This is a genomic window from Sphingomonas sp. HITSZ_GF, from assembly GCF_029543155.1.
Classification (GTDB): Bacteria; Pseudomonadota; Alphaproteobacteria; order Sphingomonadales; family Sphingomonadaceae; genus Sphingomonas.
This window is the reverse complement of record NZ_JARQXA010000003.1, coordinates 393,299-406,419: the sequence shown is the minus strand read 5'-3', so window position 1 is coordinate 406,419 and position 13,121 is coordinate 393,299. Positions and strand designations below refer to the sequence as shown.

Annotated in this window: 10 protein-coding genes; 9 read left to right on the top strand and 1 reads right to left on the bottom strand. The window is 66.8% G+C overall.

Translation table 11 applies throughout. The features are described from left to right. Positions 1-5 precede the first annotated feature (5 nt). Positions 6-1,142: a cellulase family glycosylhydrolase gene (locus tag P6144_RS10820; RefSeq protein WP_277767767.1), complete on the top strand. Its 1,137-nt coding sequence runs from the start codon at positions 6-8 to the stop codon at positions 1,140-1,142. Next, a complete protein-coding gene (locus P6144_RS10815; RefSeq protein ID WP_277767766.1) occupies positions 1,142-2,068 on the top strand; it encodes a family 43 glycosylhydrolase in 927 nt (308 codons plus the stop codon). Before P6144_RS10820 ends, P6144_RS10815 begins: the two co-directional genes overlap by 1 nt. Before the next feature lie 156 nt (positions 2,069-2,224). On the opposite strand, the gene P6144_RS10810 is transcribed toward P6144_RS10815, so the two are convergent. Further along, the gene (locus P6144_RS10810) at positions 2,225-2,962 is read right to left on the bottom strand and encodes a FadR/GntR family transcriptional regulator (RefSeq protein WP_277767765.1); all 738 of its coding nucleotides are present in this window, start codon (positions 2,960-2,962) and stop codon (positions 2,225-2,227) included. Positions 2,963-3,112: 150 nt separating this feature from the next. On the opposite strand from P6144_RS10810, the gene P6144_RS10805 reads away from it, so the two are divergent. The 7 genes from P6144_RS10805 to P6144_RS10775 all read left to right on the top strand — a co-directional run bounded on the left by P6144_RS10805 (position 3,113) and on the right by P6144_RS10775 (position 13,116). Further along, positions 3,113-4,762: a sodium/sugar symporter gene (locus tag P6144_RS10805; protein ID WP_277767764.1), complete on the top strand. Its 1,650-nt coding sequence runs from the start codon at positions 3,113-3,115 to the stop codon at positions 4,760-4,762. Further along, positions 4,753-5,622 (top strand): 2-dehydro-3-deoxygalactonokinase, encoded by an 870-nt coding sequence (locus P6144_RS10800; RefSeq protein ID WP_277767959.1) that lies wholly within the window; start codon positions 4,753-4,755, stop codon positions 5,620-5,622. The genes P6144_RS10805 and P6144_RS10800 overlap by 10 nt, the downstream gene beginning before the upstream one ends. After that, a complete protein-coding gene (locus tag P6144_RS10795; protein WP_277767763.1) occupies positions 5,619-6,248 on the top strand; it encodes a 2-dehydro-3-deoxy-6-phosphogalactonate aldolase in 630 nt (209 codons plus the stop codon). The genes P6144_RS10800 and P6144_RS10795 overlap by 4 nt, the downstream gene beginning before the upstream one ends. A gap of 106 nt (positions 6,249-6,354) precedes the next feature. After that, the gene (locus tag P6144_RS10790) at positions 6,355-7,383 is read left to right on the top strand and encodes a glycoside hydrolase family 43 protein (RefSeq protein WP_277767762.1); all 1,029 of its coding nucleotides are present in this window, start codon (positions 6,355-6,357) and stop codon (positions 7,381-7,383) included. A gap of 291 nt (positions 7,384-7,674) precedes the next feature. Beyond that, on the top strand, positions 7,675-8,637 hold the full coding sequence (locus P6144_RS10785; protein WP_277767761.1) for an endonuclease/exonuclease/phosphatase family protein: 963 nt from the start codon (positions 7,675-7,677) through the stop codon (positions 8,635-8,637). Positions 8,638-8,651: 14 nt separating this feature from the next. Further along, positions 8,652-12,743 carry a hypothetical protein gene (locus tag P6144_RS10780; RefSeq protein WP_277767760.1) on the top strand — a complete coding sequence of 1,364 codons (4,092 nt, stop codon included), beginning with the start codon at positions 8,652-8,654 and terminating at the stop codon, positions 12,741-12,743. A gap of 28 nt (positions 12,744-12,771) precedes the next feature. Further along, the gene (locus P6144_RS10775) at positions 12,772-13,116 is read left to right on the top strand and encodes a hypothetical protein (protein ID WP_277767759.1); all 345 of its coding nucleotides are present in this window, start codon (positions 12,772-12,774) and stop codon (positions 13,114-13,116) included. Positions 13,117-13,121 lie beyond the last annotated feature (5 nt).

The following is a 13,121-nucleotide window of genomic DNA, read 5'->3' as shown; positions in this document are numbered from 1 at the left end:
GCGGTATGAAGCGTGTAATGTTGTTCGTCGCCGCGATGCTCGTGGCGACCCCCGCGCTGGCGCGCGACCAGTGGACCCCGGCGCAGGCGAACGCCTGGTACGCCAAGCAGCCCTGGCTGGTCGGCTCGAACTACGCGCCCGCCAACGCGATCAACCAGCTCGAGATGTGGCAGCCCGAGACCTTCGATCCGGCGACGATCGACAAGGAGCTGGGCTATGCCGAGTCGATCGGCATGAACACGATGCGCGTGTTCCTGCACAACCTGCTCTGGGAGAATGACCCCGAGGGGCTGAAGAAGCGGATGGACGTGTTCCTGACGATCGCCGCCAAGCACAAGATCAAGCCGCTGTTCGTGTTGTTCGACAGCTGCTGGGATCCGAACCCGGTGGCCGGGCCGCAGCATCCGCCGATCCCGGGCGTCCACAATTCGGGCTGGGTCCAGGCGCCGGGCGCCGCCCGCCTCAAGGACGAGAGCCAGTATGGCAAGCTGGAGTCGTACGTGAAGGGCGTCGTCGGCGCCTTCGCCAACGACAGCCGCGTGCTCGGCTGGGACCTGTGGAACGAGCCGAACAATGGCGGCGGCGGCAACTACAAGCCGACGCCGGACAAGAAGGCGATGGTCGCCAAGCTGCTGCCCCAGGTCTTCGCCTGGGCGCGCGCGGCCGATCCCAGCCAGCCGCTCACCTCGGGCGTGTGGATCGGCGAGCATTGGGACGACCAGTCCAAGCTCGACGCGACCGAGAAGGTGCAGATCGCCCAGTCGGACGTGATGACCTTCCACGACTATAGCTGGCCCGAGACCTTCGAGAAGCGCGCGCGCCAGATGCTCAGCTATGGCCGCCCGGTGATCTGCACCGAATATATGGCGCGCGGCAACGGCTCGACCTTCGACGGCTCGCTGCCGATCGCCAAGCGGCTGAACATCGGCATGATGAACTGGGGCTTCGTCGACGGGAAGACGCAGACCCGCATGCCGTGGGACAGCTGGAAGAAGCCCTATACCTATGAGGAGCCGACGATCTGGTTCCACGAGGTGTTCCGCGCCGACGGTACGCCCTATCGCCAGGCCGAGGCCGACCTGATCAAGCGCCTTGCGACCTCGCCCAAGGGCGTGGTGCCCGCGGCGCCGGCGGCGAAGTGATGCGCAAGCTCGCCCTTGGAGCGCTGGCGGGGCTCGTCCTCGCCGCGCTGCCCGCGCATGCCCAGGACACGCCGTCCTTCTTCGACGGCGCCGATCCGGACTTCGAAGTCGCGGAAGGCCAGTACTGGCTCTACCCGACCTTCGGCGGCAAGACCCTGGTCGCCTGGCATTCGCTCGACATGCAGAAGTGGGAGAAGGGGCCTGTCCTCCTCGATCACAGCATGATCCCGTGGATCGAGGACGATCACGCGCCCGAGCATCGCCTGTGGGCGCCGGACATGGTCCGCGCCAATGGCCGCTATTATTTCTATTACTCGATCGGCCCGCAGAACCCGACGCCGAGCCGCATCGGCGTGGCGGTGTGCGAAGGTCCGGCGGGTCCGTGCAAGGACAGCGGCAAGCCGCTGGTCAATGACGGCGGCCACGGCTTCGAGGCGATCGACCCGGCGGTGTTCGTCGATCCGAAGAGCGGCAAGCGCTATCTCTATGCCGGCGGCAGCGCCGGCGCGACGCTACGCGTGTGGCTGCTCAAGCCCGACATGGTCAGCATCGATCGCGAAGTGAAGGTGAAGACGCCGCCGCACTTCACCGAGGGCTCGTTCATGTTCGAGCGCAAGGGTACCTATTACCTGTCCTATTCCTCGGGCAATTTCCGCGACACCACCTATTCGGTGCACTACGCCACGGCGTCGTCGCCGGTGGGCCCGTGGAAATATCGCGGGGCGATCCTGGTGAGCGACGCCAGGTACAAGGGGCCGGGCCATCACGCCTTCCTGCGCGATCCCAAGGACGGGCGCTGGTACATCGCCTATCACCGCTGGGAAGGGCAGCCGCATGACGGCCCCTATACCGGCTCGCGCCGGGTGGCGATTACCTCTGTGACCTTTGGCAAGGACGGATCGATCCTGCCGATCAAGATGGATTGATCGCGGGGACTTCACGCCCCTCAAACTACCTCGTCACCCCGGCCTTGTGCCGGGGTCCACCGTGAAGCGAGTCATAGGCAAGAGGCTCAAAACCTAGCCATTGCGGCTCCGTGGACCCCGGCACAAGGCCGGGGTGACGGGTTCCGGAGCAGGGACCTAGCCCGCGGTCGGCTCGTAGGTGTCGATCAGCTCGAGCACGTCGGAGATCAGCGCGCGCATCGCCACGCGGGCGGCGTCGGGGTCGCGGGCCTTGATCGCCTCGAGCACGCGGCCGTGATCGGCGACGTTGGCGGTGCGGCCCTTCACCCGGTTGGTGAAGCGGATCGAGGTGCGCAGCGCGGTGCCCACCACGTCGCGGAACTGGACGTAGAAGGGATTGCCCGAGGCGCGCAGGATCGAGACGTGGAAGGCGATGTCCGCCTCCAGCGTGTCGTCCAGTCCCTTTTCGGCGGCGACCATGCGGGCAAGGCCCTCGGCGATCACCGTCATGTCGTCGTCATCGGCGAAGCGCGCGGCGAGCGCGGCAGCTTCCGGCTCGATCGCGACGCGCAGCTGGTTGAACTGCTTGAGCAGGTCGACCGAGAATTGCCGCTCCAGCAGCCAGCGCAAGACATCGGTGTCAAACAGGTTCCAGGAAGAGGTTGGCTCGACCACGGTACCCTGGCGGGGGCGGGCGCTCAGCAGGCCCTTGGCGGTGAGCATCTTGACCGCTTCGCGCGTCACCGAGCGGCTGACGCCATGCTGCTTGGTCAGCTCGGCCTCGGTCGGGAAGGGCTGGGTCTCGTACTGGCCGGTGACGATCGCCCGGCCCAGCCGGTCGAGCAGGCCATAGGTCAGGTTGCGCCCGAGCTGCGGACGCAACTCGTCGTGCGACCTGGAAAGAGACGTTGCCACGCGCGGGTTTTCCTTTTCTATCGAGGCGACGATCGTCGCTTTTTGCCCTCTCTGCCTAGGTGTATCCCAAACTGCACGCTAGACAAGACCAATTAATACGATAAATGAACCGTTCAGCCGCCCGGGAGCGCGCGGCGTCGTAGGGAGGGAATGCCCGTGACGAGTCTGTCGCAAATCGACCTGATCGTGGTCATCATCTATGCCATCGGAATTTTCGGCCTAGCACAATGGGTTAGCCGGGAGAAGGCCGGGCATGCCAAGGATACGTCCGACTATTTCCTTGCCTCCAAGGCGCTGCCCTGGTGGGCGATCGGCGCTTCGCTGATCGCTGCAAATATTTCTGCAGAACAGATCGTCGGCATGGCCGGTTCGGGCTACAAGATCGGCCTGGCGATCGCGTCCTATGAGTGGATGGCGGCGCTGACGCTGCTGATCGTCGGCAAGTATTTCCTGCCGATCTTCCTGAAGAACGAGATCTACACCATGCCGCAGTTCCTCGAACAGCGGTACGGCAAGGTCCTGCCCGTGCTGATGGCGGTGTTCTGGCTCGCGCTCTACGTGTTCGTGAACCTGACCTCGATCATCTGGCTCGGCTCGATCGCGGTGCACAAGGTGGCAGGCGTCGACCAGATGGCGGCGCTGATCGGCCTGGGCGGCTTCGCGCTGCTCTACCAGCTCTATGGCGGCCTCAAGGCTGTGGCGCTGACCGACATCGTCCAGGTGACGTTGCTGGTGATGGGCGGCCTGATCGTCTCGTACCTGACGCTCGACCAGATCGGCGGCGGCCAAGGCGTGTTCGCCGGCTTCCATGCGCTGGCCAATGCGCATCCCGAGAAGTTCGACATGATCCTCTCGCCCGACAATCCCTTCTACAAGGACCTGCCCGGCATCGCCGTGCTCGTGGGCGGCATGTGGATCGCGAACCTGAGCTATTGGGGCTTCAACCAGTACATCATCCAGCGCGCGCTGGCCGCGAAGAACCTGGGCGAGGCGCAGAAGGGCATCACGCTCGCCGCGTACCTGAAGCTCCTCATGCCGGTGATCATCGTGCTGCCGGGCATCGCCGCAGTGATGCTGGCGCCGAACCTCGCGGTGGGTGACGAAGCCTATCCGACGATGCTCAAGCTGCTGCCGCCGGGCCTGCTCGGCCTCGTCTTCGCGGCGCTGGTCGCGGCGATCATCGCGTCGACCGCTTCGAAGATCAATTCGATCGGCACGATCTTCACGCTCGACCTCTACGCCAAGGCGCGTGGTATCAACACGCGCGGCGAGAATGGCACCGGCAAGACCGGCCAGGAGAAGCACCTGGTGCTCGTCGGCCGCATCGTCGCCGCCGTCTCGGTGGTGATCGCGATCCTCGCCGCCAAGCCGCTGATCGGCCAGTCGGACCAGGCGTTCCAGTTCATCCAGGAATTCTCGGGCTTCTTCACCCCGGGCATCACGGTGATCTTCCTGCTCGGCCTGTTCTGGAAGCGGGCGACCGAAGCCGGCGCGATCGTCGCGGCGGTCACCTCGGTGGCGCTGTCGGTGGTGCTCAAGTCGATCATCAGCATCGAGCATCCGGCGTCGTACATCCCGGAGGCGCTCAACGCCTGGCTGTTCCCCTTCATGAACCGCATGCTGTTCGTGTTCCTGGTCAGCCTGGCGCTCGCGATGATCGTCTCGGTGCTGTTCAAGGGCCGCGGCGACGCCAACCGCGTCACCATGGAAGGCGTGAGCTTCAAGACGCCGCAGGTGTTCAACGTGGCCGGCATCGGCGTGATCCTGATCCTCATCGCCCTGTACGCGACCTGGTGGTGAGCTTTTCCGGCACCTTCCTCGCCATCGATTGGGGGACGACCAATAGGCGCGTCTTCCTGATCGAGGGCGGCCAGGTCGTCCGCACCGAGCGCGACGATCGCGGGGTTACGTCGGTCAGCGACTTCGAAGCCGAGGCGGCGGGCATTCGCTCGCGGTTCGGCGCGCTGCCGATGCTGATGGCGGGCATGGTCGGATCGAACATCGGCTGGCAGGCGGCGCCCTATGTGCCCGCCCCGGCCGGGATCGAGGACCTTGCCGCCAATTTGCTGCGCATCGACGATCGTACCGCGATCGTCCCCGGCGTATCGGTGACCGGGCCGGCGGACGTGATGCGGGGCGAGGAAGTCCAGCTGCTCGGCGCCGTCGCCGCCGGGCTGGTGCCGGGCGACGCGCTGCTGGCGCAGCCGGGCACCCACTGCAAATGGGCGCTGATGGAAGGCGGGCGGATCGCCGGCTTCACCACGGCGATGACCGGCGAGCTGTTCGCGCTCCTCCGCAAGCACGGCCTGCTCGCCAGCCAGCTCGGCGCCGAGGTGACGCTGGGCCAGGCGTTCCTCGACGGGGTGGAGGAGGGGCGCAAGCGCGACCTCGCCGCCTCGCTGTTCGGCATCCGCGCGGCCAAGCTGCTCGGCGAGCGCGACGATGCCGACGCAGCGAGCTTCGCCAGCGGGCTGCTGATCGGCAGCGACGTCGCCGCGCGGCTCGAGCGCGCCGGGCACGACGAAGTCCATATCCTTGCCGACCCGGTGCTGGGCGGCCTCTATTCGGCAGCGATCGAGGCGCAGGGTCGCCGCGCCGCGCTGGTCGACAGCCACGCCGCCTTCGTGGCGGGCATCATCGCCATCGGGAGCCATTCATGAGTAACCTCGCCGCCTTCGACGCCGCCTTTGCCCGCTGCCCGCTGATCGCGATCCTGCGCGGCGTGCGGCCCGACGAAGTCGAGGCGATCGGCGAAGAGCTTGTTTCGGCGGGCTTTACCCTGATCGAAGTGCCGATGAACTCGCCCGATCCGCTGGAGAGCGTGGCGCGCCTCGCCAAGCGCTTCGAGGGGCGGGCGGTGATCGGCGCGGGTACGGTGCTGCGCGAGGTGCAGGTGACCGCGGTGATGGCCGCGGGCGGCACGATGATCATCTCGCCCAACGCCAATATGGGGGTGATCTCGGCGAGCGCCGCGGCGGGGCTGGTCTCGCTGCCCGGCATCGCCACCCCGAGCGAGGCCTTCGCCGCGCTCGACGCGGGGGCGACCGCGCTCAAGCTGTTCCCGGCCGAGGCGGCGAGCCCGCTGGTGCTCAAGGCGATGCGCGCGGTGCTGCCCAAGGAGGCGCGGGTGCTGCCGGTGGGCGGTATCTCGCCCGACAACATGGACCCCTGGCGGCTGGCCGGCGCGGCAGGCTTCGGCCTGGGATCGGCGCTGTACAAGGCGGGGATGGGCGCCGCCGAGGTGGGGGCCAATGCCCGCGCCTTCGTCGCCGCGCTTCCGCGCTAGACCAGACACCCAAGGTTGCAAAGGTTGCGCCCAAAGGGCCATTTGGGCGGCAAAATTATAAGATAAGTCAGTCAAATAGATGGGGAGGCACGGGATGATGCGAGGCATGCAATTCTGGACCGGGGCGCTGATCGGCGCGGCGCTGTTCGCGGCCGGGACCGCCACGGCGCAGGAGGCCGGCACGGCCAAGCCGGCGGGGACCTATACCAACCCGCTGCTCCCCTCGGGCCCCGATCCCTGGATCACCCAGGTCGACGGCACCTATTACTATATGCACACCCAGCGCGACGGGATCACGCTGTTCCGGACGCGGAACATCGCGGACCTGGCCAATGCGGAGCGGAAGAAGGTGTGGACGCCCCCCAAGGAAGGCGCCAACGCGCACCTGATCTGGGCACCCGAGCTGCACCGGATCGGCAAGAGCTGGTTCCTCTACTACACTGCCACCGCGAGCGGCTTCAGCGACGACGCGCACCGCGCGGTGTTCGTGCTGGAGAACAAGGGCGCGGACCCGCTGGGCGGCACCTGGATCGACCGCGGCCGGATCAACACCGCGCATGCCGGGATCGACGGCACCACCTTCCAGTATCGCGGCAAGCGCTACTTCGTCTATTCGCCCTATCTGGGCCCGGACAGCGGGCTGGCGATCGCCGAGATGAAGAACCCCTGGACGCTCAAGGGCAAGGAGCAGGTGATCGCCATGCCCGACCAGCCCTGGGAGCGGCTCGACGGGCGCCAGATCCTCGAGGGGCCGGAATTCCTGCCGGGACCCAGGGGCGACCTGTTCCTGACCTATTCGGCGAGCCCCTGCTGGTCCGACGACTATGCGCTGGGGCTGCTGCGCGCGGCGCCGGGCGCCAACCCGCTCGACCCCAAGGCGTGGAGCAAGGCGCCGGCGCCGGTGCTCCACAAGGGGAACGGTGTGTACGCAACCGGCCATAACGGCTTCTTCCTGTCGCCCGACGGCAAGGAGAACTGGATCATCTACCACGCCAATTCGGCAGCGGGGATGAAGTGCACGCTCAAGCGCGCACCGCACATCCAGAAGTTCGGCTGGACCGCCGATGGCCGGCCCGACTTCGGGCTGCCGGTGCCGGAGAATGTGCCGCAGCCGGTGCCTTCGGGGACGAAGTAAGCGGCTGAGTCCCTCAACCCGCGCTCGTCATCCCCGCCTGCGCGGGGGTGACGGGGCAGGGGGATGCAGGGAGAGGAGCGGCTGTTCGACCCGATGAATCCCTAGGGGCGATACGGCCGTTTCGGCTGCGTCTCCGCATGACTCGCCAGGCTCCCCCACTTATGCTGTCCGGCGTGGGGGAAGGTAATTCCGGACCATTTTCCCATTCGGTTTTCGCGTGTTGCTTAGACGGCGACGTCTCTCGTCGGGCCCTGTGGTTCGGCGCGCGGTCGCTTGCGCGGAGGGTATCGAATGGCGACGTCGATCACGGTTCTCAGCTGGAACGTCCAGATCCTTGGTGACACCAAGGTCAACCAGACACTTGTGGCCAATCTGATCGCGCGGGTGATCGCGCTCTACAAGCCCGACATCGTGACGATCCAGGAACTGGTCTTCTCCGCGGCGGAGGGCGTGTACAAGCTCCTCGTCACCGCGCTCCAGGAGCAGTGGACGGGAACCTGGACGGGCACCGCCATCCAGGCGCTTCCCGGCGGCAGCGACCGGGACGGCTATCTGTTCCTGTGGCGCAACACAGTGGCCCAGCAATGGCTCGACAAGAAGCCGGTGCAGGGCGTGTTCTCGGGCGACTGGCCGAACAACATCTCGGTGAAGAACGGCCGCCGCCCGGGCTATTGCGGCTTCACCCTGGCGGACGGATCGCACCCGTTCATCGTCGCCAGCTATCACGCCCCGACCTTCGCCACCGCGAGCATCGGATCGGGGCCCGCCACCGGGCTGAACGCGCTGGCGACCCAGGCGAACCAGCTGCTCAAATATCCCGACGGATCGGGCACCGCCTATGAGGCGCGGTTCTTCTGTGCCGACTTCAACATGAGCGTGACCGATGCCAGCGGCGCCGCCTGGTTCACCAAGGCGATGACGGCGACGAGCACCGAGAACGCCACGACCGGCAACACGATCATGGTGCCGATCGCCAGCGCCCAGAACAGCAGCAACTCGGCGACCTATTACACCGAGAATCTCGACAACGTGCTGGCCGGCCCGACCGGTCGAATGACCGCGGTGACCGTGATCGACACGATCAACCTGCTGCAGAAGGACAGCGTCTGCAAGCTGATCGCCGAGTCCGTGCTGACCACGAACAAGGCGGGCTATTCCTGGGGCAAGGGAGATACGTTCACGGCGTTCAAGACCGCGCGAGACTATCTCAGCGATCACGTGCCGCTTCTCGTCCAGTTCACCCTGGTTCCCTGAGCGCGGAGGCTGAAATGACCCCCCAGGACATCAAGACCGCCCTGCAGGCCTGCTTCGCCGGCAACGTCTTCACCGCCCCCGACACGCTGTTCGGATCGGGCACGCTCAAGGCCGTTTTCGACAAGTCGCTGCCCGGCAGCACGCTGGTGATCACCGGCACGCTCTCAGACGACGGCTCGACCGTTACCGGCACCGGGCAGGGCGTGTTCGCGGGCATGAACGTGACCGCGGTGTTCACCCCTTCGGGCGACAGCGACGTGCTGCTGGTCGCCACCGGCACTGGAGACAGCAGCTGGACGTTCGGCACCGGCTTCCCGGCGCTTTCCGGCAGCCTGCTCGCCGACCTCAGCGTTGCCGCGGGCGCGCAGCTGATCCTGCGCACCATCTCGGACAACCAGCATCCCGCCGGGCTGAACTTCATGGGATCGGTGGGCATCGGCGGGCCGCTCGAACAGGCGGCCAAGTTCGTCGGCACCTCGGCCAGCCTCGATTTCGCCGGGCCGATCACCTTCACCTTCGGCGCGCCGGTGTTCACGCTCACCGCGCCGGTGACGAGCAAATTCTCGCTGGGGCCGCTCACCGATCTCGGCATCTCGATCGAGCTGCTCTCGACTGCGGCTCCCGCAGCGGCGCCGGGCAACACCGACTATGGCGCGACCGGTGCGATCGCGGCGGCGACGTCGGTGGGGATCACGGTCAACGGCAGCCCGGCGACCCTGCCGGCCGCGCTGATCTTCAACGGCGGCGCGCTGGTGGACCTGCAGGCCGGAGCGCCGAACGGATCGGGCGTGACCATCGCCGATCTGATGCAATATGCGCTGGGCGGCGACCTGAACGGGCTGATGCCGCCCAAGGCCGTGTACGACTTGGCCGACGCGATCCAGCTCAACGCAGTCGACTTCTACATCGCGCCGCTCACGCCGGCGCTCGCCGGGGTCGGGTTCAGCCTGAGCGCGACGAGCAACTGGACGATGGGCTCGAAATTCGCGCTCACCGGGGTTGCCGCGTCGCTCTATGTCGATTCCTCCGGCGCGGCTTCGGGCTATATCGAGGGTGCGCTGCAGATCGGCACCAACGGATCGGTCTGCACGCTCGACGCGATCGCGACGCTGCCCGACGGCACCTTTGCCGCGTCGCTCGACCCGAACGGCGCCAAGCCCAACCTGACCGACCTGGTGACCTATCTCGCCGGCGATTTCGGCCTGCCCGCGATCACCGTGTCCGACCTGAGCCTGGCGGTGCAGCCGACGGCGGGGACTTTCGACCTGGGGGCGGGCTTCTCGACCGACTGGCAGCTGGGGATCGGCGATTTCGGGCTGGCGGTGACCGCGGCCTCGATCCAGGTGGGCAACAGCAGCGGCAGCATGACGGGCAGCGTCTCGGGCACGCTGGTGCTCGACCAGAACAACCAGTTCGACCTGAGCTATGCAGTGCCGGGCGGGTTCAGGATGTTCGCCCAGGTGCCGTCGATCTCGCTCTCGGCGCTGATCGCGGCGCTGTGCAACGACGTCGGCGTGCCGCCGCCCGACTTCGAGTTCACCCTGACCGACTCGACGATCCTGATCACCCAGGACGGCCAGGCGTTCGACTTCGCCTTCGGCACGCAGATCGGCTCGCTCGGCAGCGCTTCGCTGGTGGTGCAGAAGGGCGCGGCAGGCTGGGGCTTCGCCTTCGGCATCCTGCTGGAGATGCAGCAGGTCGCCGGCGTGCCGGGCCTATCGGCACTCAAATATATCGACGATGCCTTCGCGCTCGACGAGATCGTGCTGGTGTTCGGCACGATCGCCGATTCCACCTTCGCCTTCCCGGCGCTGAGCGGCTTCGACAATCCGGCGATCAAGGGCGGCAGCATCGCCTCGCCGGGCTGGACCGGCGGGCTGGTCGCCGGGTTCAACCTCTATGCGATGATGACGCCGTCGAAGAGCGCGGCGCTGGGCTGGCTGTGCAAGCTGATCGATTTCGAGGGATCGATCGCCGCCAGCCTGCAGGTGCCCGAGAACCCCGACAACGGCACCACCTTCGCCGCGACGATCAGCGGCAACGTCAATTCGAACATGGCGATGAGCGGCGCGCTGTTCGCCAGCCTGGTGGGCGACACGCTGACGCTGGGGCTGAAGGGCGTGATCCCGACGACGATCGCGGGCGACAAGGTGACCTTCACCATCGTCGTGGCCTTCCAGCCCAACGGCGTGTTCATCTCGGGCAGCACGTCGGACACGATCAACTTCGCCGATGTGGTGCAGCTGGGCGGGCTGGCGATCGAGCTGGGCGTCGACGACGAGGGCATCCCGAGCATCGGCGTGGCCGGCACGATCCAGGTGCAGGACTTCAACTCCTCGATCGCTATCTTCTTCGACAGCGCGCAGCCCGAGGACAGCATGTTCGCCGGCGCGGTGAGCGACATCACGCTTGATCAGGTGATGGGGCCGATCGTGGGCGTGGCGCTGAGCGCGCTGCCGCCGGGCTTTGGCGACATCCTCAAGCAGATCGCGCTGCGCGGGACGGACAGCTTCACCCTGCCGGCGACGCTGGGGGCCTCGCTCGACGCGCGCGACGCGACCGCGGTGGCGGCGGCGTTCAACACTGCAGGATATCCGCTGTCGAACGTGGCTGGTGCGGTCTCGATCCTCGGCAGCGCGAGCTGGGGCAGCTGGGCGGTGACCGACATCGCCACGCAGACGCACTACACGATCAGCAAGGGCGGGGCGAACGGCACGCTGGGAGCGGAGAAGAACGCCCAGGTGAAGTTCGTGCCGCAGACCACCCAGATCGGCGCGCTGCCGCCGATCCAGGCGGGCTATGCGATGTCGGGCGAACTCGACGTGTTCGGGCTGAAGGGCGTGCTCGACATCGACATCCAGCCGAGCTCCGGGCTGTCGATCAACGCCAATCTCTCGCCGATCGTGTTCCTCAACGCCAATCTGCTGTCGATCACCGCGCAGGGCGACACCAGCAAGGGCGCGCTGCTCTCGGTCTCGACCTGGACGCAGAACGGGGTGGCGCCGCACGCCAACGCCACCGCCCAGGCGACGTTGCTCGGCCTGTCGCAGGGAGTGACGATCAACATCTCGGCGAGCGGGGCGAACTTCACGCTCAGCTCGAGCGAAGTGGTCTATACCTACACGATCAACGTGACGCTCACCTCGGCGGGCTTCACCGCCGCGGGCAATGCCAGCGTGGGCATCGACAAGACCGTCGACCTGGGAATCCTCGGCAGCCTGCCGATCGACATCATGGTGGGCGGCAACGTCGCGGTGGCATTCACCGGCAGCGGCGCGAGCGCAAGCTTCGGGGGCAGCTTCAGCTTCGAGGGCACCAGCTTCAGCACCGGGCAGGTGACGCTCGACGTGACCCAGGCGTCGCTCTCCAACCTGGCGAGCGAGATCGAATCGGACGTGGTCGATGCGATCGTCAACTGGCTGAAGGAAAACCTGGATCCGAGCCGCTGGGTGAACTGGATCAAGAACAACGTCATCCCGAACATCGAGCAGGACGCGGCCAAGGTCGGCCAGGTGCTGGCCGGGGTCTATCAGCAGACCGCCGACGAGATCGCCGGCATCGCGCACGATACGCTGAACTACGGCGCCGATGCCGCGGCGGCGGCGCTCAAGGCGGCGAACTTCACCTCCGACATCGCGATGCAGGCGCTCGACGGGGCCAAATATGCCGCGCAGGACGTGGCGGACGCGATCGCCAGCGTGTTCGACACGCATGTCGACACGCATCTGCCGCATATCGACACCCCCTCGGGTCCGCATGTCGATGTCGGCTCGAGCCATGTCGACCAGAACCCGATCGCGCATGGCGACACCGCGATCCCGCCGCATATCGACGGGGCGGGGCCGCACCTCGACACGCCTTCGGTGCACATGGACGTCGGCTTCCACGCCGATACCGACATGGGGCTGTTCCACATCGACAAGAGCACCGGGCACGGCGACACCAACGTGCCGCCGCACGGCGACACGGTGCCGCATGTCGACACGCCCTCCGGCCCGCATGTCGATACGCCGCTGACCCCGCATGTCGACATCACCACCCCGCATGCCGACACGATCATCCCGCCGCACGGCGACACCACCCCGCATCTCGACGTGCAGGCATGACGTTCATTCATCCAACGGAGGCAAGACCATGACCAATGCTCCTCACGTCGACATCACGCCGCCGCATGTGGATTCGGGCAGTTCGCCGCATGTCGACACCGCGATCCCGCCGCATGTCGACGCCTCGCAGCATATCGACACGCCGGCCGGACCCCATATGGACGCGGGCTTCCATGCCGATACCGACATGGGGCTGTTCCACATCGACAAGAGCACCGGCCACGGCGACACAGTGATCCCGCCGCACGGCGACACAAAGGCGCATATCGACACGCCGGCGGGGCCGCATGTCGACACCCAGCCGATCCCGCACATCGACTTCGCGCCGCCGCATGTCGATACCCAGGGCACGCCGACCAAGAAGGGCGGCTGATCGCC

Excerpts from the sequence above, each read along its gene's own strand:
- P6144_RS10815 (WP_277767766.1), top strand. The coding sequence starts at position 1,142 with ATGCGCAAGCTCGCCCTTGGAGCGCTGGCGGGGCTCGTCCTCGCCGCG.
- P6144_RS10795 (WP_277767763.1), top strand. The coding sequence starts at position 5,619 with ATGAGTAACCTCGCCGCCTTCGACGCCGCCTTTGCCCGCTGCCCGCTG.
- P6144_RS10820 (WP_277767767.1), top strand. The coding sequence starts at position 6 with ATGAAGCGTGTAATGTTGTTCGTCGCCGCGATGCTCGTGGCGACCCCC.
- P6144_RS10790 (WP_277767762.1), top strand. The coding sequence starts at position 6,355 with ATGCAATTCTGGACCGGGGCGCTGATCGGCGCGGCGCTGTTCGCGGCC.
- P6144_RS10775 (WP_277767759.1), top strand. The coding sequence starts at position 12,772 with ATGACCAATGCTCCTCACGTCGACATCACGCCGCCGCATGTGGATTCG.
- P6144_RS10780 (WP_277767760.1), top strand. The coding sequence starts at position 8,652 with ATGACCCCCCAGGACATCAAGACCGCCCTGCAGGCCTGCTTCGCCGGC.
- P6144_RS10785 (WP_277767761.1), top strand. The coding sequence starts at position 7,675 with ATGGCGACGTCGATCACGGTTCTCAGCTGGAACGTCCAGATCCTTGGT.
- P6144_RS10805 (WP_277767764.1), top strand. The coding sequence starts at position 3,113 with ATGCCCGTGACGAGTCTGTCGCAAATCGACCTGATCGTGGTCATCATC.